This window comes from Salimicrobium flavidum (assembly GCF_900156645.1).
Classification (GTDB): domain Bacteria; phylum Bacillota; class Bacilli; order Bacillales; family Halobacillaceae; genus Salimicrobium; species Salimicrobium flavidum.
This window is the reverse complement of record NZ_FTOC01000019.1, coordinates 1-21583: the sequence shown is the minus strand read 5'-3', so window position 1 is coordinate 21583 and position 21583 is coordinate 1. Positions and strand designations below refer to the sequence as shown.

24 protein-coding genes, 2 tRNA genes, 2 rRNA genes and 1 pseudogene are annotated in these 21583 nt (G+C 44.8%); 20 read left to right on the top strand and 9 right to left on the bottom strand.

Going from position 1 to position 21583, the window contains the following annotated elements; all coding sequences use genetic code 11:
- The 10 genes from BW944_RS14345 to tsaD form a co-directional block, all read left to right on the top strand.
- A 23S ribosomal RNA gene (locus tag BW944_RS14345) occupies positions 1-93 on the top strand; the annotation flags it as partial.
- A 52-nt stretch (positions 94-145) separates the two neighbouring features.
- Positions 146-260, top strand: a 5S ribosomal RNA gene (gene rrf / locus BW944_RS14340).
- A gap of 15 nt (positions 261-275) precedes the next feature.
- Positions 276-352 (top strand) — tRNA-Met (locus BW944_RS14335).
- Between the two features lie 4 nt (positions 353-356).
- Positions 357-433: transfer RNA gene (locus BW944_RS14330), tRNA-Asp, on the top strand.
- A 143-nt stretch (positions 434-576) separates the two neighbouring features.
- On the top strand, positions 577-1650 hold the full coding sequence (locus BW944_RS14325; RefSeq protein ID WP_200806530.1) for a GGDEF domain-containing protein: 1074 nt from the start codon (positions 577-579) through the stop codon (positions 1648-1650).
- A gap of 173 nt (positions 1651-1823) precedes the next feature.
- Positions 1824-2795 (top strand): thiamine-phosphate kinase, encoded by a 972-nt coding sequence (thiL, locus tag BW944_RS14320; protein WP_076560858.1) that lies wholly within the window; start codon positions 1824-1826, stop codon positions 2793-2795.
- Entirely contained in the window at positions 2795-3256 is a 462-nt protein-coding gene (gene tsaE / locus BW944_RS14315) for a tRNA (adenosine(37)-N6)-threonylcarbamoyltransferase complex ATPase subunit type 1 TsaE (protein WP_076560856.1), read from the top strand. The genes thiL and tsaE overlap by 1 nt, the downstream gene beginning before the upstream one ends.
- Complete coding sequence (gene tsaB / locus BW944_RS14310; RefSeq protein WP_076560854.1) at positions 3237-3920, top strand: tRNA (adenosine(37)-N6)-threonylcarbamoyltransferase complex dimerization subunit type 1 TsaB; 684 nt, start codon at positions 3237-3239, stop codon at positions 3918-3920. Before tsaE ends, tsaB begins: the two co-directional genes overlap by 20 nt.
- Positions 3896-4363 carry a ribosomal protein S18-alanine N-acetyltransferase gene (gene rimI / locus BW944_RS14305; protein ID WP_076560853.1) on the top strand — a complete coding sequence of 156 codons (468 nt, stop codon included), beginning with the start codon at positions 3896-3898 and terminating at the stop codon, positions 4361-4363. The genes tsaB and rimI overlap by 25 nt, the downstream gene beginning before the upstream one ends.
- A complete protein-coding gene (gene tsaD, locus BW944_RS14300; protein ID WP_076560862.1) occupies positions 4360-5394 on the top strand; it encodes a tRNA (adenosine(37)-N6)-threonylcarbamoyltransferase complex transferase subunit TsaD in 1035 nt (344 codons plus the stop codon). The genes rimI and tsaD overlap by 4 nt, the downstream gene beginning before the upstream one ends.
- Before the next feature lie 296 nt (positions 5395-5690).
- On the opposite strand, the gene abc-f is transcribed toward tsaD, so the two are convergent.
- Complete coding sequence (gene abc-f / locus BW944_RS14295; RefSeq protein ID WP_076560851.1) at positions 5691-7622, bottom strand: ribosomal protection-like ABC-F family protein; 1932 nt, start codon at positions 7620-7622, stop codon at positions 5691-5693.
- A 131-nt stretch (positions 7623-7753) separates the two neighbouring features.
- On the opposite strand from abc-f, the gene BW944_RS14290 reads away from it, so the two are divergent.
- Positions 7754-8383, top strand: a complete 630-nt coding sequence (locus tag BW944_RS14290) for a redox-sensing transcriptional repressor Rex (RefSeq protein ID WP_076560849.1) — start codon at positions 7754-7756, stop codon at positions 8381-8383.
- 20 nt (positions 8384-8403) lie between these two features.
- On the opposite strand, the gene BW944_RS14935 is transcribed toward BW944_RS14290, so the two are convergent.
- Positions 8404-8628, bottom strand: coding sequence for a hypothetical protein (locus BW944_RS14935; protein ID WP_143525731.1), 225 nt, complete (start codon positions 8626-8628; stop codon positions 8404-8406).
- 93 nt (positions 8629-8721) lie between these two features.
- Between BW944_RS14935 and BW944_RS14285 the strand changes: the two genes are divergently transcribed.
- Positions 8722-10110: an MDR family MFS transporter gene (locus BW944_RS14285; RefSeq protein ID WP_076560847.1), complete on the top strand. Its 1389-nt coding sequence runs from the start codon at positions 8722-8724 to the stop codon at positions 10108-10110.
- Positions 10111-10324: 214 nt separating this feature from the next.
- On the opposite strand, the gene BW944_RS14280 is transcribed toward BW944_RS14285, so the two are convergent.
- On the bottom strand, positions 10325-10528 hold the full coding sequence (locus BW944_RS14280) for a YdiK family protein (protein WP_076560846.1): 204 nt from the start codon (positions 10526-10528) through the stop codon (positions 10325-10327).
- Between the two features lies 1 nt (position 10529).
- Positions 10530-11231 (bottom strand): CPBP family intramembrane glutamic endopeptidase, encoded by a 702-nt coding sequence (locus BW944_RS14275; protein ID WP_076560844.1) that lies wholly within the window; start codon positions 11229-11231, stop codon positions 10530-10532.
- Between the two features lie 233 nt (positions 11232-11464).
- Here BW944_RS14275 and groES point away from each other — a divergent pair, with 233 nt between their 5' ends.
- The 3 genes from groES to BW944_RS14260 all read left to right on the top strand — a co-directional run bounded on the left by groES (position 11465) and on the right by BW944_RS14260 (position 14101).
- Complete coding sequence (gene groES, locus BW944_RS14270) at positions 11465-11749, top strand: co-chaperone GroES (protein WP_076560842.1); 285 nt, start codon at positions 11465-11467, stop codon at positions 11747-11749.
- A 42-nt stretch (positions 11750-11791) separates the two neighbouring features.
- Positions 11792-13420, top strand: a complete 1629-nt coding sequence (gene groL, locus BW944_RS14265; protein ID WP_076560840.1) for a chaperonin GroEL — start codon at positions 11792-11794, stop codon at positions 13418-13420.
- A 468-nt stretch (positions 13421-13888) separates the two neighbouring features.
- The gene (locus BW944_RS14260) at positions 13889-14101 is read left to right on the top strand and encodes a helix-turn-helix domain-containing protein (protein WP_084193781.1); all 213 of its coding nucleotides are present in this window, start codon (positions 13889-13891) and stop codon (positions 14099-14101) included.
- Positions 14102-14302: 201 nt separating this feature from the next.
- On the opposite strand, the gene BW944_RS14255 is transcribed toward BW944_RS14260, so the two are convergent.
- The 4 genes from BW944_RS14255 to BW944_RS14240 form a co-directional block, all read right to left on the bottom strand.
- Positions 14303-14572 (bottom strand): type II toxin-antitoxin system RelE family toxin, encoded by a 270-nt coding sequence (locus BW944_RS14255; protein WP_076560839.1) that lies wholly within the window; start codon positions 14570-14572, stop codon positions 14303-14305.
- Positions 14569-14796 (bottom strand): type II toxin-antitoxin system RelB family antitoxin, encoded by a 228-nt coding sequence (gene relB, locus BW944_RS14250; RefSeq protein WP_076560837.1) that lies wholly within the window; start codon positions 14794-14796, stop codon positions 14569-14571. The genes BW944_RS14255 and relB overlap by 4 nt, the downstream gene beginning before the upstream one ends.
- Before the next feature lie 661 nt (positions 14797-15457).
- Positions 15458-15667, bottom strand: a complete 210-nt coding sequence (locus BW944_RS14245; RefSeq protein ID WP_076560836.1) for a hypothetical protein — start codon at positions 15665-15667, stop codon at positions 15458-15460.
- A gap of 444 nt (positions 15668-16111) precedes the next feature.
- On the bottom strand, positions 16112-16234 hold the full coding sequence (locus tag BW944_RS14240; RefSeq protein ID WP_076560834.1) for a thioredoxin domain-containing protein: 123 nt from the start codon (positions 16232-16234) through the stop codon (positions 16112-16114).
- 111 nt (positions 16235-16345) lie between these two features.
- Between BW944_RS14240 and BW944_RS14235 the strand changes: the two genes are divergently transcribed.
- From BW944_RS14235 to BW944_RS14215, 5 genes are all read left to right on the top strand, one after another.
- Positions 16346-16906, top strand: a complete 561-nt coding sequence (locus BW944_RS14235; RefSeq protein WP_084193780.1) for a CGNR zinc finger domain-containing protein — start codon at positions 16346-16348, stop codon at positions 16904-16906.
- Positions 16907-16971: 65 nt separating this feature from the next.
- Positions 16972-17715, top strand: a complete 744-nt coding sequence (locus BW944_RS14230; RefSeq protein ID WP_200806529.1) for a threonine/serine exporter family protein — start codon at positions 16972-16974, stop codon at positions 17713-17715.
- 18 nt (positions 17716-17733) lie between these two features.
- Positions 17734-18180, top strand: coding sequence for a threonine/serine exporter family protein (locus tag BW944_RS14225; protein WP_076560831.1), 447 nt, complete (start codon positions 17734-17736; stop codon positions 18178-18180).
- Positions 18181-18495: 315 nt separating this feature from the next.
- On the top strand, positions 18496-19581 hold the full coding sequence (locus BW944_RS14220) for an N-acetyltransferase DgcN family protein (protein ID WP_076560830.1): 1086 nt from the start codon (positions 18496-18498) through the stop codon (positions 19579-19581).
- Positions 19578-20681 (top strand): alanine/ornithine racemase family PLP-dependent enzyme, encoded by a 1104-nt coding sequence (locus BW944_RS14215; protein ID WP_076560828.1) that lies wholly within the window; start codon positions 19578-19580, stop codon positions 20679-20681. Before BW944_RS14220 ends, BW944_RS14215 begins: the two co-directional genes overlap by 4 nt.
- A 390-nt stretch (positions 20682-21071) precedes the next feature.
- Here the strand turns inward: BW944_RS14215 and BW944_RS14210 are convergent.
- Positions 21072-21197: pseudogene (locus tag BW944_RS14210) on the bottom strand (IS256 family transposase); the annotation flags it as partial.
- Positions 21198-21583 lie beyond the last annotated feature (386 nt).

The window sequence follows — 21583 nt, the reverse complement described above, 5'->3', positions numbered from 1 at the left end:
GATGCCTCTGAGACGAAGAGGTTGATAGGTCCGGTGTGGAAGCGTGGCGACACGTGCAGCAGACGGATACTAATCCATCGAGATCTTCTCTATACAGTTGGTCGACTGTTTCTTATCCAGTTTTGAAGGGTCACCCTTCATTCGATGTGGTGGCGATAGCGAAGAGGTCACACCTGTTCCCATGCCGAACACAGCAGTTAAGCTCTTCCGCGCCGATGGTAGTCGGGGTTACCCCCCGCGAGAGTAGGGCGCTGCCACATTGAATTTTATATCAGCGCGGGATGGAGCAGTCTGGTAGCTCGTCGGGCTCATAACCCGGAGGTCGCAGGTTCAAATCCTGCTCCCGCAACCATTTTGGTCCGGTAGTTCAGTTGGTTAGAATGCCTGCCTGTCACGCAGGAGGTCGCGGGTTCGAGTCCCGTCCGGACCGCCATTTCTATTATTTATAAGTGATTACATACAAAGCCTGGGGCATCCCCTTAGGCTTTTTTTATTGATGATTTCAACTATATTATAATGAACGTGATATAATGAGTAGGGTGTTTTTCAGTAATTATTGAAATAAGAGGTGAAGGTATGATTTTAAAAGAGCTAATATCAAATCTGGCTATTTTGATTACGTCTTTATTCATTTATTCCCAATTAACCAACAACTCTGTTTTAAGGCCTTCTTCCTCACTAAAAGTGAAAGCTATGGCTGGTGTGCTGGCAGGACTTCTAAGTAATATTCTAATGCAGTATAGTATGCATTTAGATCAAACGATTATCGACTTAAGGCATATACCTTTAATACTTGTAACTTACTATGGTGGAAGTGTTCCAGGTTTGATTTCAATGATCTTCATCATAACTGGACGTTTTCTCATCGGCTTCAATGCTTCTTCTTTGTTGGCGGTTATCTTCATTGTACTTGTTGCTCTAACCACTTTATGGACAAGTAAAATCAATGCGAAAAGAACCGTCAAAGCATTTATCTCTCTGACTTCTTCCAATGTTATATTTACTATTGTCATATGTTATTTATTACGTGACCCTAGTGTTCTTTTACCACTACTTTCTTACTTTTGGATAATTTCATACTTGGCAGGCTTCAGTTCTTTCTATGTCATTGAATACGTGCGAGAAAATCAAAGAATGTTAAAGCAATTTAAATCGGAAGCTTCAACAGATGTTTTAACCGGTTTGAGAAATGTAAGAAATTTTGATGAGTCTTTCAACGACATCAGTATTCAAGCTAGTCAGAATAACGAATTATTGTCACTTCTTTTCATTGATATCGATCACTTCAAGAAAGTTAATGATACATACGGTCATAAAGAAGGAGACCAAGTATTAATGGAACTGGGTGATTTGCTCGTAAATTCAGTTCGCTCGTTTGATATAGTCAGCAGAAACGGTGGAGAAGAATTTACGGTCCTTCTCTTGGACTGTCCTATGGAACGCAGTAAACAAATCGGTGAAAAAATTCGTGAAAATATTGAAAACCACTCTTTTTTACTTACCACAGGAGAAACTATCGATGTGACTGTTTCGATTGGAGTAGCCTGTTACAATGAAACGACTACTCCTCCGCAAATGTTGTTAGAGGATGCTGATCAGGCGCTTTACGAAGCTAAAAGGACGGGAAGGAATAAAGTTTGTGTAGCCTGAACTCTTGATGCCACTATAATAGGATCAAAATACGGATCAAGTATCAAAAGAAGATTTTTGCAGGAGCAGAAAAAGAGGAAAATACGGAGGAGTTCCACCACCCATATTTTTCTCTTTTTTTATTTTGCCTGTTATAATAGGACAATGAAATAACAGGGACAGGTGATTGTTATATGGAAGAATTTGAACTGATCCGACGTCTTTCTCCTTCCTATTACCGACAATCGTCGGTGGTGAAAGGAATCGGAGACGATGCATTTGTGTTCCGATCTTCGGAGGATATCGTTTTTACGACAGATACGATGGTGGAAGATGTCCATTTTTCCAAAAGTACGATGGCCCCTCATGCCGTGGGCTACCGGGCGCTCGCTGCTAATGTGTCAGATTTGGCAGCGATGGGGAGTGAACCTGCGTTTTATAGTGTTTCTCTCGTCGTGCCCCCGGACTGGACAGAAGAAGAGATTGTGGAACTATACGACGGTATGGATGAACTCGGTCGCGTCTTTGGGATGGATCTGATCGGTGGGGATACAGTGAGCGGCAAGCAACTGGTCGTGGCTATTACAGCCCATGGGTATCTTCAGAAAGGGAAAGCCCGCTACCGGTCTGCAGCGCGCCCTGGAGATCTTCTATTCGTGACGGGTACGCTCGGGGACTCGCGTGGGGGATTGGAGGAATTGCTTCATTCCTCTCCACCATTTTCCGAGTACCTGGTTCAGCGTCATCGTTACCCTGAACCGAGAGCCGTATTTGCTTCGAGGCTTCAAGGTTTGAACCGGTTGTGTCTTAATGACGTGAGTGATGGAATTGCCAGTGAAGCAAATGAGATTGCATCTGCTTCCGGCGTCACTGTCCATGTTGATAGAGAACTATTGCCTATTAGTGAAAGTTTGAGAAGCGTCTACCCCGAAAAAGCTGTGGAGTGGGCATTAAGCGGCGGAGAAGACTTCGAATTGCTCGGTACTGTATCCGAACAAGAAAAGGAAGAATTGCTGCGCACAGCTGAACATATGAAGATGAGAGTGACGTTCATCGGAACCATCACTTCTTCTGATGCCCCTCGAGTTTTAATCCATAGCGGAGAAAAGGCAGAAACCCTGCTGCCGACAGGGTACACTCATTTACAGGAAAGAAGGTCACAATGATGCAGATAAAATCGAACAGTCCGGCAGCCACGGCAAGGCTGGCGTCTCTGCTGGCCGGAAAATTAGAACCGGGAGACGTCCTCACACTAGAAGGAGACCTTGGAGCCGGGAAAACGACTTTCACAAAAGCCCTAGGCAAAGCCCTTGGTGTCACTCGAACCATCAATAGTCCGACGTTCACTATCATTAAAGAATATGAAGGGGAGTTGCCTTTTTATCATATGGATGCTTATCGCCTGGAGGGTACGGAAGAAGACCTCGGTTTCGAGGAATACTTTTATGGCTCCGGAATCACTGTAGTGGAGTGGGCCTCATATATAGAAGAGCACTTACCTGAGGCACGTCTGGACATAGCGATATCTTATGAGGCGGAAGAAGAACGCAATTTTTCCTTTTCCCCTCGTTCGACCCATTTTGAAACGATTTGTGAGGAGATAATGAATGAATATATTAGCGATTGATACGTCGAACTATATTCTAGGAGTAGCGGTCATCAAAAATCATGAAGTGGTGGGGGAGTGGGTGACGAATGTGAAAAAGAACCATTCCGTCCGGCTCATGCCCGCTATCGATCAGATGATGAGAGAAACGGAAACTTCTCCGGAGGAACTTGATCAGATTGCGGTAGCTCACGGCCCCGGTTCTTTTACAGGAGTGAGGATCGGTATGGCTACAGCGAAATCCATGGCGTTCGCTCTGGATATTCCGGTGGTCGGCATTTCCAGTCTGGAGGTTCTCGCCAGACAAGGAACGTTTTTTGATGGGCTGATCTGTCCATTCTTTGATGCCAGACGCGGGCGTGTCTATACCGGGCTTTATGACGGAGACATGAACGTTGTAATAGAGGAGCGGAATATCGATATGGAGGAGTGGCTCGAACAGGTGAAAGAAATGCAACAGCCGATCCTTTTCGTCAGCCAGGATCTTGCTTCCTTCCGTGAAACGATCGAGGGAATAATGGGGGAATACGCCGTTTTTCCGAGTGCCGCTCATCAATATGCGCGGCCGTCCTACCTGGCGTTATCCGCTATGAAAACACCGGCTTCTTCGACCCATGCACTGATGCCCAACTATTTACGACTTCCGGAAGCTGAGCAGAAATGGCTGAAAAAGCAGGAGAAGTAGAAGTGATCAACGTGCGACAAATGACGACGGAAGATATAGAGCCGGTGATGTGGGTGGAACGGGCTTCTTTTACTGTTCCCTGGCCGAAAGAGACATTTCTTGAGGAAATAGAATATAATCCTTACGCTACGTACTTTCTTATTGAAGAAAATGATAGCGTCATCGGATACTGTGGGGTCTGGTTTGTATTTGAGGAAGCGCATATCACCAATTTAGCGATTCATCCTGTCTTTCGTGGGCGAAAATACGGAAAGACTCTGCTTCAGGAAGTGATGAAAGAAGCTAAACAGCGCGGTGTGCTTCAAATGACACTTGAGGTGCGGGTGACGAATACGACTGCTCAACACATGTACCGGAGTTTCGGATTCAAGCCTGGCTTGATAAAAAACAGCTATTACCCCGATAACGGAGAGGATGCTTTAGTCATGTGGGTGAATTTATGAATAACGATCAATATCTATTAGCAATCGAGACGAGTTGTGATGAAACAGCAGTAGCCATTATCAAGAATGAAAGAGAACTGGTGGCGAACGTCGTGGCCTCACAAATTGAGAGTCACAAGCGTTTCGGAGGGGTCGTCCCTGAAATTGCATCAAGACACCATATCGAACAGATCACCGTAACGCTTGAAGAGGCGCTGACAGAAGCGGGGCTTACGCTGGATGATATGGACGCCATAGGTGTGACAGAGGGCCCCGGTCTGGTAGGAGCACTTCTCGTAGGAGTGAATGCTGCGAAGGGACTTGCCTTCGCTAAACATAAACCTCTGGTAGGTGTGCATCACATAGCCGGCCATATCTATGCGAGCAGACTGGAGAAAGAGTTTGAGTTTCCTCTGCTCGCGCTTGTCGTATCAGGCGGTCACACCGAACTTGTGCTTATGAAAGGTCACAATGATTTCGAAGTGATTGGAGAGACGAGAGATGACGCAGCGGGAGAGGCGTATGATAAAGTGGCCCGATTGCTCAGGCTCCCTTATCCGGGCGGTCCGGAAATTGATAGACTGGCCGCTCAGGGAGAAGCCGTCATCGACTTTCCGAGAGCCTGGCTCGAGGAAGATTCGTATGATTTCAGTTTCAGTGGTCTGAAATCGGCAGTTATCAACAAGTTGCACAATGCCAGTCAAAAAGGGGAAGAATTCAAGCCTGAAGATGTAGCTGCGAGTTTTCAGGAGAGTGTAGTGGACGTGTTATCCACAAAAACGAAAAAAGCAGCGACAGCCTATGAAGTGAACCAGGTGGTCGTGGCTGGTGGAGTTGCCGCAAACAAGGGGCTGCGTCAGGCATTGACGGAGACTTTTAAAGACACGGACATCGACTTGTTGATTCCACCATTGAACTTGTGTACGGATAACGCGGCGATGATTGCTACTGCAGGAGCGGTGGCTTATAAACAGGGCCACCGGGCAGCCTGGGATCTGAACGCCCATCCCGGTCTCGATCTCGAAGAATACGGTAAAAGAGGCAGCCTGTGACGGGGTGCCTCTTTTTTGTGCAGATGTGTTCGTCACTTATACACAGGGTTATACAGAAGCAGTGGATAAGTGGAAGAGAATAACTGAAATATCAAGGATGTGTTTGTGGGTAAAAAATGTGGATAACATTTGTTTTTTCTGTGGATAGTGTTGATAAACCTGTTGAAAACTGATTTAATTACACTTTTCCTGTGGATAATGATGTAGAGAGTCGACAGCCCTCGTGAACAGCTCAAGGATAAAAAAACACCCGAATCATTCCTCGGAATCATTCGGGTGCATACGCTACATAGGAATTATTCGGTTTGAAGGTCTTCCCATTCTTCCATAAGGGCTTCTATTTCTTTCGTGGCTTTCTTATTTTCTTCTGTCAGTTCCAGCGATTTCTCGGAGTCCTGATACACCTCGGGCTTACAAAGCAGGTCATCGTTCGTCTCGATTTTTTCTTCCCATTCTTCGATTTTGGCCTCGATTTCTTCAATGCGGCGCAGACGTTTCCGTTCGTCACGCTTGGCGGCTTTCTCCTGTTGGAAGGACCGTTTCCCTTCGGAAGGTGCGATTTCACCTGTGCTGTCCTTTTCTGCTTCTTCAAGAGCGCGGAGTTCGGCTTCTTCCCGTTTTTTATCATGATAGTAATCATAATCACCGAGGAAGGTCCTCGTCGCTTCGGGTTGCATCTCGACGATTTGTGTCGCTATTTTGTTGATGAAATAACGGTCGTGCGATACGAAAATCAGCGTACCGGGATAGTCGATGAGTGCTGCCTCGAGCACTTCCTTGCTGTCGAGATCCAGGTGGTTGGTCGGCTCATCGAGGATAAGCAGATTCGCTTTTTGCATCATCAGTTTCGCCAGCGACAACCGCGCTTTTTCTCCACCGCTTAAAGCGGACACTGGTTTCAACACATCTTCTCCTGTGAAAAGGAAATTGCCGAGAATAGTCCGGATATCTTTTTCGTCTTCCATCGGATATTCGTCCCACAGTTCATGCAGAACGGTCTTCTTCCGGTTCAGTTCACTCTGTTCCTGATCGTAGTAACCGATCTGGACGTTGGCCCCGTGGACTATATCTCCGTGACTCGGAGAAAATTGCTCTGTCAGAAGTTTGAGAAGGGTGGATTTCCCGACCCCGTTCGGTCCGATCAGAGCGATGGAATCCCCCCGGGACACATCGAGCGATACGTCTTTGAACAGATAATCGCTGTCCGGGTAACCGAAACCGAGCTGGTTCGTTTTGAGAACGTCATTTCCGCTGCGGCGGTTGATTTGGAAAGAGAATTTGGCCGATTTCGCATCGTCTTTCGGCTTTTCCACCTTTTCCATCTTTTCAAGTTGTTTTCTCCGGCTTTGAGCACGTTTACTTGTCGTCGCACGAACGATATTTTTCTGGATGAAATCTTCCATTTTCTTGATTTCACCCTGTTGTTTCTCATACTGCTTCATTTCCTGTTCGAAATCCGCTTCTTTCTTCTGCAGGTAATCACTGTAATTCCCCGTGTACTTCTTCACACGTTGAAGAGCGACTTCATATACAGTGTTCACGATCCGGTCCAGGAAGTAACGGTCGTGAGAGACGATGACGACGGCACCGGGATATCCCTGAAGGTATCCTTCGAGCCACGTGAGCGTATCGATATCCAGGTGGTTGGTCGGTTCGTCCAGGATGAGTACGTCCGGTTTTGTAAGCAGGTGTTTCCCGAGTGCGAGCCTCGTCTTTTGGCCACCGCTGAGTGTAGCGATCGGCTGGCTCCACATGGATTCAGGGAAATTCAATCCCTGGAGCACCGCTTTCATATCGGCTTCGTACTGATAGCCACCTTTCGTTTTGAACTCATTCTGTTTTCGGTCATAATCTTCGAGGAAAGCTTGATAATCCTCTGGGGAGGGGAAGCGGTCAGGATCCGCCATTTCGGTTTCCATATCCCTCAATTTGTTTTCCATTTTTTTTAGGTTATCGAAGACGCGGGAAAACTCTTCCCAAATGGTCCCATCTGACTCAAGACCACTGTGCTGCTCGAGATATCCTACCGTCGTTTCTTTCGACTGAAAAATGTTCCCTTCCTCATAGCCCATTTCTCCGGCCATCACTTTCAAAAGGGTGGATTTGCCCGCACCATTTCTTCCGACAATGGCGATGCGGTCGTTTGTTTGTACTTCTAAATGAATATCGGATAAAATTAACTCAGCTCCGAACCGCTTGGTTAATTGACTCAATTGCATTAGTATCATAATTTTTTCACCTCGACTCATCAAGTGTATCTTATCGAAAGCCAAAGGAGCAACAAAACGGGCTGACTTTGTGAAATCACTCACGATTTTTGCTAAACTATAGAGTAAGGATGAAAGAAGGAGGAAGAGAGATGGATGAAGAAACGAAAATTCCTCAGGCCACGGCGAAGCGACTACCTTTATACTATCGATTCATAAATAACCTATATCTCCAAGGGAAGAAGCGAGTCTCTTCAAAAGAACTGAGCGAGGCGGTGAAGGTGGATTCCGCCACGATCAGACGTGATTTTTCCTATTTTGGAGCTCTCGGGAAAAAAGGCTACGGGTATAACGTCGAATACTTACTGAGCTTTTTCCGGAAAACGTTGGACCAGGATGAGACGACGGAAGTCGCACTCATCGGTGTCGGAAACCTCGGTACCGCTTTTTTGAACTACAACTTCATGAAAAATAACAATACGAAAATAGTCGTAGCTTTCGATGCGCAGAAAGAACGTGTCGGAGGAGAAATCGGCGGGGTCCCTATCGAACATATCGATAACCTGGAAGAGAAGATGGGGAACGTATCGGTTGCCATTTTGACGGTACCTTCCCAGGCAGCCCAGGGGATAACGGATCGACTGGTAGCTAAAGGCGTGTCCGGCATTTTGAACTTCACACCGGCCCGCATTACGGTTCCATCCACGGTCAGAGTGCATCATATCGATCTTTCCGTGGAGCTTCAGTCGCTCGCCTATTTCCTGAAGCATTACCCGCTTTAGAATGATAGCTCTGTTGAAGCCTATTGTTGATCATAGGAACGGAAGGTGGGGACGCCTGCGGGACTGGGATGGAAGGAAAATCCCCGGAACGACCAGAGGGAGGTTCGGGAAGTGTCCGCCATACCCGCGGCAAGCTTCCACCTGATGAGACGAATATCAACAACAAGCGATAACAGATCCAAAATGTAGTAAGAGAAGGTCCGAATCACCCCTGGCGGTTGCTCGGGCTTTTTTTGATTCATCATTATTTTTCCGGCTCGTTTTCCTGCTGGAGTTTTTTTCTATAAAAATCGTGGTATAGTAGAAAATAATTCGAGAATCGAAAGGTCAGGATAATTATGGCTCGTATCCCTGAAAAATGGCTGGTCGTCCTTTCCGTCTTATTCGGAACGTTCACCGTCATTTTGAATAACAGCATGTTGAATCCGGTACTGCCGAGATTTATAGAAATTTTTGATACCAACGCCGTAGCGGCCGGTTGGATTTTGACGATTTTCATGGTATCGATGGGGATGACGATGCCTCTCACCGGATACTTCGGAGATCGTTTCGGGAAGAAAAAAGTATACCTCGTCGGACTCACGCTTTTCCTCGTCGGTTCGACCTCCGGGTTCTTCAGCGGATCCCTCAGTATGGTCATCGTATCTCGGGCGATCCAGGGGATGGCGGGCGGATTGATGATGCCGATCGCGATGGCACTCATTTTCAATTCATTCCCGAAAAATGAACGCGGTCTCGCGGTAGGCGTTTACGGAGTGGCCGCAATGGTAGCCCCGGCGATCGGTCCGACCATCGGAGGGTTTCTCATCCAGTTCCTTGAATGGCCATGGCTGTTCGCCGTCAATATCCCGTTCGGGCTGACCGGATTATTGTTGTCGACGAAATTCCTGGAAAGGACGGAAAGCCATCCTGAAAAACGGTTCGACCTGATCGGTTTTTTACTCGTGACTTCAGGCATCGGAGCGGTTCTGTTCGCTCTCGGACGGGGTCGTACCCCGGAGATCCTGTTCGCTCCGCTGAACCTAGGGCTGATTGCACTCGGGGCGATTCTGATCGGCGTATTCGTCCGTTATGAAATCAGACAGGAAGAGCCGCTCCTCAACTTGTCGGTCTTCAAAGTTCCGACCTACGCCATTTCCATACTTATCACGTCTTCCGCGTCCATCGGTCTGTTTTCGGGGATTTTCCTCTTGCCACTGCTCATCCAGAACGTGTATGGCCTGAATGAAGTGTGGACAGGTCTGCTTTTCTTACCGTCCGCCGCGGCAAGTGGTGTGTTCATGTCGCTAGGGGGGCGGATGCTGGATAAAAAAGGACCGAGGTACGTCATACCGCCAGGACTCACCATTATGGGAATCTCGACCGTCGGGCTCGGTATGCTTGAAACGTCCAGTCCGTTCTGGTGGATCCTCCTCCTCAACGCGATCCGCGGTATGGGGATGGGGATGAGTAACATGCCATCCACCACAACGGGGATGAACGCAATCCCTGATGATCTCGTGGCTCAAGGGTCCGCGATGAATAATATCATCAGACAGATCGCTTCCTCCCTCGGCATCGTATTTTTCTCCATCTATTATGAAGTGCGCCGGGCGCAAATAGCCGTGAATATGTCGATGCAGGAAGCGACCCTGCAGACGCTGAATGAAGCGTTTCTCGTCTCAGCGGCGGTGCTGTTTTTGGCTATCCCCTTTTCTTTCTTCATGAAAGGTGTCCAGGATGATTAAAAAAAATGAGCTGAACCCCGGGAGGGTTGAGCTCATTTTTATATTCTATTCAACAGAAGCGGGTGCTCTGTTTCGAATTTTTACTTGCTCCAGTGAACAACGCCCAGAAGCCCTTAACAGAAGCGGCGACCCCTGTTTTCGAATACATCATCGAAAGTCAGGCTCATCTGCTTATGTTAGAACTTCTAAACGGGCGTTTTCCCTTTTCGTTTGCTCATTTTTTGTCGGATTGATTTTTAATATAGAAATGCAGCCCTATTAGCCGGATGCCGACTCCGATATTAAACGTGGCAACGAGGGCTAGAACAATCGTCGTAATATTCCACAGTGTATCCTGAATGGACTGGGTGGCGACGAACAGAAAGCCGCCGCCTATGAAGATGTACAGGTAAGCCATCAGTAAAGGCGATGCCTTCATATCAGAAAATCCCTCCTATCAGAATCGTTTCCAGCTGCTGGCGATAATTCTCGAGATCTTCTTCAGTAATGAAATACTGAGCGACGACGACTACCGTGTTAAGCACCATGTGTGTAGCGATCGGCGTAATGATCGATTTCGTTTTCACATATAGGAAAGCGAACACGGCACCGGCCGCAAAGTAGATAAGCAGGTGCGTGAAGTCGAAATGGAACGCCGCGAAAGCAAGCGACGAAATGACAAGCGCGACTAGGAAGTTCGTCCGTTTATAGATGGAGCCGAAAATGATCTTCCTGAAAATGATCTCTTCTGTAATCGGTGCGAACACGACCGGCAGAAGGATGAAGATCGGGGACTGTCTGGCGATGTCCATCAGCAGTTCCGTATTTTCCGATTCCGGCGCGACACCGAATAGATTCGATTCGATGAGTCCGGCAATATTCTGGGCGAATAAAGCCAGGAAGAAGCCGAGAATCGTCCATAGTATGATTTTCCCCGTCCCGGCATGCGCCGAGTTCTCCGCGAATTCCGGTTTCAGCAGGATCAGCATCCAAACGGTCGCAATCGTGAAGCTGATGATCGACCACACGGCTATCGCATCGGATTGGGAGAGCCCCAGGGCGAGAAGGAGCGGGGCACCGAGGATACCGCTGAGTTGTGTTGCTATATAGATGATGATGATATACCAATAGCGTCTGGGCATAGGAATCTCCTTTGAAAATTTCTTTTAGTCATGTTGTTCATTTTATCATAGGTGATTTCAGAGAAGGAAACAGAACGATTAGGGAGAAAAAAATTTCCGGAAAACATGGGCTCATACTTGAAAAACGAGCGGTGATTGATTATTATAATAATTGGTGTTAGCACTCATGACCATCGAGTGCTAACAATCGAAGAGATACTTACTAAGTAATGAATTCGAGGAGGGTGTCCTAATTGTTGAAACCACTTGGAGATCGTATTGTTATTGAAGTAGTAGAACAGGAAGAAACGACCAAAAGCGGAATTGTCCTGCCTGATTCGGCGAAAGAAAAGCCGCAGGAAGGGAAAATCGTGGCTGTCGGCACAGGACGTGTGACAGAACACGGGGAAAAGGTTACACCGGAAGTTTCTGAAGGAGACCAGGTGATCTATTCCAAGTTCGCCGGTACAGAAGTAAGTTACGATGGCAAAGACTATCTGATTTTACGTGAAAGCGACGTTCTTGCTGTCGTTCAATAAAAAACGTACGAATGTAACAATGAAACAAGGAGGGCATTATAAATGGCGAAAGAATTGAAATTCAGTGAAGACGGCCGCAGAGCGATGCTTCGCGGTGTGGATACACTAGCAGATGCAGTGAAAGTGACACTCGGACCGAAAGGACGTAACGTAGTCCTCGGTAGAAAATATGGTTCTCCACTCATCACCAACGATGGTGTGACAATCGCGAAAGAAATCGAACTTGAAGATAAATATGAAAACATGGGCGCTCAACTCGTGTCTGAAGTAGCATCCAAAACGAACGATGTAGCCGGGGACGGTACGACAACGGCGACGGTTCTCGCGCAATCCATGATCCGTGAAGGTCTGAAAAACGTAACATCCGGAGCGAACCCTGTGGGTATCCGCAGTGGTATCGAAAAAGCGGTATCCGTAGCGACGGAAGAACTCCGTAAGATTTCCAACCCTATCGAAGGGCGTGAATCCATCGCGCAAGTAGCATCCATTTCCTCTTCAGACAGTGAAGTAGGTCAGTTGATTGCGGAAGCGATGGAACGCGTCGGTAATGACGGTGTCATCACGATCGAAGAATCCAAAGGGTTCAACACAGAACTCGAAGTAGTCGAAGGTATGCAGTTCGACCGTGGGTACGCTTCTCCGTATATGGTATCCGACCAGGATAAGATGGAAGCGGAACTCGAAGATCCGTACATCCTGATTACAGACAAGAAAATCAACAACATCCAGGAAGTGCTTCCGGTACTTGAACAGGTAGTACAGTACTCCAAACCGCTCCTCATCATTTCCGAGGACATGGAAGGTGAAGCACTAGCGACACTTGTTGTGAACAAACTTCGCGGTACGTTCAACGCAGTGAGCGTTAAAGCTCCAGGCTTCGGGGATCGCCGTAAAGCGATGCTTGAAGATATCGCGATCATGACAGGCGGTCAGGTCATCACTGAAGACCTCGGTCTCGATCTGAAAAATACGAGTCTTGATCAGCTCGGACGTGCTTCCAAAGCGGTCATCACGAAAGAGAACACAACGATCGTGGAAGGAAAAGGCGATCCGGAACAGATGGCTTCCCGCGTAGCGCAAATCCGCGCGCAGGCGGACGAATCTACGTCTGATTTCGATAAAGAGAAACTTCAGGAACGTCTGGCTAAGCTTGCAGGCGGCGTAGCTGTCATCAAAGTCGGAGCGGCTACCGAAACCGAATTGAAAGAGCGTAAACTCCGTATCGAAGACGCTCTGAACTCCACACGCGCAGCAGTGGAAGAAGGAATCGTCGCCGGCGGTGGAACAGCGTTCGTTAATATCATCGCAGCTGTAAAAGGTCTTGACCTTTCCGGTGATGAAGCGACAGGCGCAAGCATCGTCCTTCGTTCCCTTGAAGAGCCGGTACGCCAGATCGCTCACAACGCAGGTCTTGAAGGCTCGATCATCGTCGAGAAACTGAAAGCCCAGGACGTAGGCATCGGTTACAACGCAGCCAGCGGCGAATGGGTCAACATGGTAGATGCGGGAATCGTAGACCCTACCAAAGTGACGCGTTCCGCGCTCCAAAACGCTGGATCCGTAGCGGCTATGTTCCTTACGACAGAAGCTGTAGTCGCTGATCTTCCTGACGAAGACGGCGGCGGTGCCCCTGATATGGGTGGCATGGGCGGTATGGGCGGCATGATGTAATAAATCTCTAAAAACCCTTGATAACAAGAGGTTTAGAGCTTAACATCATCCCCATAAAACACAAAATGTCACAAAAAAGTAACGGATTAACTTAAATTAATCTTTTCAAGGGCGTTTCCTTACAAGTTCCTAACTTTGTTGGAAACGCCCTTTTTCATTTTGTTTGTGGTGTATGTATAGATTTTCATTACATAAATCAGACGTTGCCGGGGAAAAGAAGTGAAATTTACCCATGAACCGGTAGACGTGGGTTATGACAAGTTGTGTAAGGAGTTGCACCGTGAGGTAACTATTGTTACGCGCACAGATATGAAACTGGGTTGAAACAGATTTATGGTCAGCAATTAAGGAGGCGTTGGATATGAGGACTTCCCTTTTTGACGATATGAAAAAAAGTATGGAAGAAGCAGTCGCTTTCGGTGAAGGCGATCAAAACAAAGGACGAAGGAAAAACGTAGCGATTAAAGCATTGCAAGTTTTACACCCGATGAGATTAAGCAATTGCGTGAGCATCTACAGTTTACCCAACGAGTCTTCGCCCAGGTTTTAGGAGTATCTACTAAAACGGTGGAGGCCTGGGAAAAGGGGACGAATACGCCGAGTGGTTCTTCTCGTCGTCTTCTCGAAATTTACTGGAACCATCCCGATATCGCCGAACAAGAAGTTACGGAAAAAATGTGAGTGCATCGATCATGGATGTTGGAGCATTAAATAGATAAATGCAGCCGTACTCGATTTCATCGTTTCGAACGGCTGCATTTCTTTTACATATCAGACTATAATTTCATCTAACATACTGGCTTTACCAAAACATAGTTACCATAAATTGCGCTTATCGGCAGTCCCTGACCAGTTTTTGAAAAGAAAGTATCCTGCGCTGTTTTATTTATAAATATCACGGCGATGACCAATTTCTAAAATTAAAATGACAATCTTCTCATCATCAATGTGGGCTATGATTCGGTGATCGCCTACTCGATATCGCCATTCTCCAGCTCTGTTTGCCGTTAACCCTTTTCCATGCGCTCTAGGGTTTGTTGTACCCATTAAGTTTTTATTAATCCAAGCCATAAGCATTCCAGCCTGATGCTTGTCCATTTTCTTTAATGTTTTTTGTGCTCTTTTTTCAAATCGTACTTCGTATTCGGTCATTTGTTTACGTCTAATTCCTTCATCATCTCATCGAAAGAAATATCGTTCGGATCCTCGTGATGTTCTTGGAGGGCTTGATGATAAAGTTTCAAGTCAATATCATTTTCAATTTGCTCTAAAACGGACGAACGAAATAATTCGGATAGACTAACATTATTTGCTTTGGCATATTCTTTAATTAATTTTTCTTCTTCTTCATTCATGCGTAACGAAATGGTAGACATAACGTCTCCCTCCTTTGTATTACATTGTAATACAAATAGCTGAAATAATCAACTGATCAAATATTTTTTTAATTGGTTATGTAACTTTTTGTATCGATTTTATTATGGCATCTACCCCCATCGTTTTTAGATATTTTGACAGGAAAAAGCATAGATGTTGCCAGGGTTTTTGTACGTGTTAAAACGTGTACTTTTTGAGACATCTATTAAGAAAGAAACCCACTTCTGAAAAAGTAGACTTCTTTGCTCGAATCGAATATTATTTCCTGTTTTTTCGTAAGTGGAGAAAAATCGATTATCTGCTTTTTGTTTCGCTATAAATATAGATAGATATAAAATATATGTACGATACATGAAATTTTTTCTACCGATAAAAACAGGAAAAATCCGACCTTCGCGCCGACATTTATGAAAGTAAACATTCCCAGGCAGAAAGCCTGAGAATGGGCAAATACAAGGAATGGCTACAGGCGTGTTGCCTGTAGCCATATCTTTCATAGAGCGATAGGGAATGACAGTCTTGAAAAGGCTGGATTGAAGAATCTCAATCAGCTTTTCAAGAAAGCGAACTTAACCTATTGAATCGCCATATATGGAACCGCACGTACGGTAGTGTGAGAGGGCAGAGGTCAGCTACCTCCTCCTACTCGGTTAAACTCTATTAACGTGATGCTTTGGGTGGTTGGCATACCTCGCATTTACGTTGGTTGTTATTTTTAAATTTTTTGAATGTTTTTTCAAAATTATTGCCACATGAACATTTAAAAAGTAACTTCTGAGAGAAACCGTTGAATTCTGTCGATAATAACGTACTATCTGAATTCTTTTCAACAAAGTTATTAATTCCACCGATCGTCCATCGTTTATTCATACTCTTCCACCTCCTGATTCGATCTCTAGGCGCAGGCTTTTCTTGCCATCTGTTCTATAGTGAGAAAAATAGTACTTATCCTAAGTTTGTTATTATACCATGATATAGCTTGTAAATGGAATGACAGGTTAGTTGTCATGAAACATTTCATAATTGAGTTCTTCTATTGTAGTTATTAATAGGTAGTAAGTGAATAGGGGAAGGCGACGTATCATTATGATCGTTTCCAAGCTTTCCCTGGCATATATGTACCATGAAAAAAGGCGGTCCTTTCGTTTGCTGATCCACTCGCAAACGTCAGAACCGCCTTTTGCTTTCCTTTTAAATGAACTGCTTAATCTCTGCTGAGAATTCTTTCGGAACTTCCTGCTTCTGAGCGGTTTCTTTGTTTTCATCTATATCGACTTTTACAATCTTCATTCTATCTTCCTGTTTCTTGGATATTTATTCCAATACAGGAGCGATCAATTTACAAGAACCGTACCACGGGGCACGAAGGTCCGCGATCACTAATCCTTTACTGATGTCCTTATCGAACGTTTTGTCTGTTGCATTCTGGATAGACATATTCTATTTGTTCTTATATTTTTTCTAACTACTAAAATAATATTTAATGGTTATAAAAATGCGGTGTGATATAATAGGTGTCAACCAGCTTACATATAAGGTAGGATAATTATGCGAATCGAATCGTTATACTCTCATCTATCAGACCACTTATTTATAAATTTTCTTAACACGATCAGACACGAATATGACCAGACCACGGATATTCTAGAGAAGAAGGATGTGGATGAGTGGTTTTCATTGATGAAGGATGAGCAGCTGTTAACGGACCGCCAGATCGAAAAACTGAAAGAGGCTCCTGTCTCTATCCATGAATTACAGTCATTTCGGGATCGATGGAGGACGTATCTTCAACATTCATCCAACGAGCTCCCGATCGACGAATTGGAGCGGAGTACGAAAGAAACACCTCTTTCGTTTGAACTATCCTCAGGCTCCCTTGTTCCGGTGCCTCATAGGGGAGGGACAGATGGCTTCCTTTCCTTGTTGTCATTTTTGATGCTTCAGGCATATGAAAATAGCACGTTCTCTAAAGTGAAGAATTGCGACAATCCCACCTGTTTAGCGTTATTCGTGGATAAGAAAGGAAAGCGTAAATGGTGCTCGATGAAAGTCTGCGGGAATCGGGTGAAGGCTCAGAAACATTATGATAAGAAGAAAGCGGAGTCGTGATACTGTTTTTCTTGATGAGGGTAATAGGTAACTGAACCTACTGTAATACGAATTGAGGTGACTGAGTGGAGCGTACAGAGGACTTGATTGAGTTATGTTTATTGATGGGGAAGATGATGCAACAAAATGGAGCGGAAACCTATCGTGTGGAAGATACGATGACGCGGATTGCCCAATCTTTCGGACGGGATGAGTCCCAAAGTTATGTAACACCTACCGGGATTATGTTTACGATCAGCCCTGGTGCCCATGCAAAATTAGTAAGAGTTTCGGCACGAGAGACGAATCTCGAGAAAGTGAACCTTGCGAATGATGTCTCGAGAAAGATTGCAAGTGGAGACATGTCTATTCACGAAGCGTATAAAGAGCTCAGAAAAATTGAAACCAGCCCTACAGACTATTCCATACTCATGCAAATCATCGCTGCCACGTTAGCGAGTGGTTTCTTTACTATCATGTTTCAAGGGAGCTGGTACGATTTCCTGCCAGCTTGCGTAGCAGGAGGACTAGGGTTTATTGCATTGATTAACTTTATTCGATTATTTGAAATTAAATTTGTTGCTGAATTCGTTGCTTCGTTGTTGATCGGTTTTACAGCCTTCTCCCTTTTTTCATTAGGTATTGGGAAGGAAGTTGATAAGATCGTTGTCGGTTCCATCATGCCGTTGGTTCCTGGTCTGCTCATCACCAACGCTGTAAGGGATTTGATGGCAGGTCATCTTATCTCAGGACTCACCAAGGGGGCGGAGGCTTTTTTAACGGCTTTTGCCATTGGGGCAGGTATTGCTGTTATGTTTGCACTATTTTAGAGATCGTGAGGAATGACTATGTGGATTGAATATGCCATAGCAAGCTTTTTTGCATCAGCTGCCTTCGGAATAATCTATCAGGCGCCAAGAAATACGATCATCAAATGTGGTCTCGTCGGTATGGTTGGTTGGATGATTTACGCATTCTTAGTATGGAAAGAAGTCGACAGTGTTCCGGCTACACTCACCGCCTCCTTTGTGATTGCCCTGATCAGCCAGACGCTGGCAAGGAGATCCAGAACGCCTATGATTATATTTAGCGTGCCAGGGATTATTCCTCTTGTACCAGGAAGTCTCGCTTATGACGCCATGCGAAACTTTGTACTAAATGACTACAGCGCTGCTATCTCTATTGCAGCGAAAGCTTTTATGATATCTGGTGCTATTGCATTTGGGCTCGTGTTCTCGGAAGTGCTTAACCAGATTATAAAAAAGATGAAACAAACAAAAGCAGAAGTGAGGTAATGGGTGCCTCTCACTTCTGCTTTTATTTGTCTTTATAATCCACTTGAAGACTTCCCTATTGAGCAGAGAAATCCAAATGAAAAATATTTAATTATAAGTATATTCGTATTAATAATTTCCAAAAACTAACATCAAACCGTGTTTGTGTGGTATAATTGTATATGCGTGCTAATGTTTAAATTTTCAAAAAACTCATCTACTAGCTCTATTCTATATGGAAAAGTTTTCTGACCGACATGTAGAATCTCTTTTACGCGGAGGGACGCATACGCGGAGGGACGCAGTAAAAAAAGATTTTTTGGGAGGAATAGCTTTATGAAGGAATGTGCAATCGTGTATTGTGAAGATAATTTTGGCACAATGGATGGAAAGACAGCCAATGGACTGGTACGAAGCTCAAGAAACTTCGAGATCGTGGGGGTTATTGATAGTACGAAGGCAGGAAAAGATAGCGGTGAATTTCTATTTGGACAAACAAATGGTATCCCGATATTCAAGGATCTGCCCCATGCCCTGGAGTTGTTGGAGAAAGTTCCTGAACAGTTTATATATGGAATAGCACCATCAGATGGCTTTTTGAAAAAAGCTGAACGAAATCTTCTTTTTTATGCCATGGAACGGGGGATGAATATCGTTAATCCTCTCCATGAATTTTTTACTAACGATCAAGAATTCGTTAGCGTTTCAGAAAAATACAATGTCTCGATAAACGATGTCAGAAAGCCTCCGGAAAAGAAAGACATGCATCTTTTTTCAGGTAAAATCCTGACTATTGATACCCCAATCGTAGCAGTATTAGGCACGGATAGCGCAATCGGAAAACGAACAACTTCTGTGTTGCTTGAAGATGCTTTAATAAAGCAGGGCTTGAAGGTCGCTTTTATTGCTACCGGTCAGACTGGTTTAATTCAGGGGGCGAAATACGGTGTTGCCATTGATGCGATCCCTTCTCAATTTATTACAGGTGAAATTGAAAACCAGATTATGAAAGCGTGGACAAATGAAAAGCCGGATATCATCATTGTGGAAGGGCAAGGAGCATTAAGTCATCCAGCCTATGTCAGTTCATGTGGAATTGTAAAAGGTTCAAGACCTGGTGCTGTTATTGTTCAGCATGCTCCAAAGAGGGAACAGCGTTGTGATTTCAGCTATATGAAAATGCCAACCGTCAAAAGTGAGATTGAATTGATCGAAAGCTTTGCGAAATCAAAAGTCATTGCTGTCACAATAAACCATGAAAATATGTCGGTCAAAGAATTAGAAAGTACGATAGCAGAATATGAAGATAAACTGAAACTCCCGACAACGGATGCTCTTAAATATGGATGTGATAAATTAATAGCAAGCATCTTTGAAGCGTATCCAACCCTAAAGAGAAAACAGACTGTTACAACTCATTGAAAAGTTCAGCCACCCCGCGCATAGAAATAAACCTGGCAAAAATCGCTCACAATGCATCAACGTTAGTCGGAATATATGGTGCTAAAAATATCGGATTAATGGGAGTGACGAAAACGGTTTGCGGGGCGCCTGAAATTGCCCGAGTTCTGTTGGAACAGGGGATACCGATGCTGGCTGATTCAAAGCTGGCCAATCTGAAAAGAATGCGGGAAGCAGGTATTAAGGCGAATTTTGTCTATTTGAGATCCCCTGCTTTAAGCGAAATTGATTTGGTCATTAAATATGCTGACATAAGCATCAATACTGAACTTGCTGTAGTGACAAAATTATCTGAGGCAGCAGTGGCAAATAATATGGTCCAGAACATTATTGTGATGGTCGAGATGGGTGATTTAAGAGAAGGAGTCATGCCCGATGATCTTGATTGTTTTATTAAAGAGACTTTGACTTTAAAAGGAATTGAAATCGTGGGAATAGGAGTTAATTTTGCCTGTTTCGGTGGGGTTAAACCAGATAATCAAAAGATGGATTATTTATCCTTGCTCGCTTCCATGATTGAAACAAAATTCACCTTACCACTTTCTATCGTATCAGGTGGGAATTCGGCCAATTACGAGTGGTTTATGGGTGCTGAAAATGTGGGGAAGGTAAATAATCTGCGTTTGGGAGAATCGATTTATTTGGGCAGGGAAACGTTGAATCGAAAGGCGATACCGGAGTTGTACACGGATGCATTCACTTTAGTTGCAGAGGTTATCGAGTCAAAAGTGAAACCTTCGATGCCTTATGGAGAAAGAGGGCAGAATGCTTTTGGAGAGGTTCCGGAGTTTCAAGATCGCGGACTCATGAATCGTGTGATTGTTGGTGTGGGGAATCAGGACGTATTGGTTGCAGGGTTGATTCCATTATTGGATATTGAAATCCTTGGGTCAAGCAGTGATCATACAGTGATGAATGCCAAAGATAGTAACTTGAAAGTTGGCGATGAAGTCACCTTCAACTTGAACTATGGAGCCCTTCTTACCCTCATGACGTCTCCTTTTGTTCATAAAAAGTATAACTATGCTATTAATGATATGCTGACGCCTGAGCCCTTTTAACATAGGGTTTAAGAACAGTTTGAATGGTTTTTGAAATCGCTTCCTAAATCTACAGGTCTCTCAAGAGTTTATAAACTTTTGAGAGGCTTTTCTTTTAAGGGGGCCAGTCTTATTATTTTGTTAAGCTTTGCAACCAGAATGCATGCTACCATCAATAAATCTGTTTAAAACAGTGCAGGGTGATCTTCGGAGGATGGGGTAAGCTTTTCACCTATTGAGATCCGTGGCGTTCCTCGAACATGGGGCGTAGCTCAGGGCTTACTTCTTTGAATCCATAGAGTGTGCGTGAGGACTATTTGGTGTTGCATTCGTCTGATATTATACATCTGCTTTTTCAACAGCTTATGCCTTTCTGTTGGATTGATAGAAGACTTTCTTCGCTTCCCCCAGGCCGAGTGAACTTTCCTGACCGCTGATATAGAAGCCGAAAATCTTTTGATATCCGTCTTCCGTGACACCTATCACTTCGTAGACGACTTCGTTCGCCACATCGTCCCGGCGCAACTTCAGAAAGGATCGAATATCTTTTCTGGAGACGAGCACGGTTATCTGATTTGTCTGGAACTCCAGTCAAAGGAAATTTCGAGAAAACTCCTCGTTTTACCATGGAAGGGATAGTACAAGAAATGAAAGAGGTGGGATTCCAGATGAAAGATAAGTTCTTCCTCGAAGAAGCTTTATACAGGTTTGTTTCTCAGAAGATGGAGTAACTTAATATCTGAATAGAGCGAATAATCTGATTTATTATCTGAATCATGCTATTATATAAGTAACTTAGTACGTGGAGAGGAGGAAGCAAAGATGAAAAAGGAGCATTCCTGTAAGGAAAGAATGTGAGGATAAACCGGGGAATATGACAAATGCATAAAAAAAGCCCCCTTGGTACGATAGAGAGTGTCATC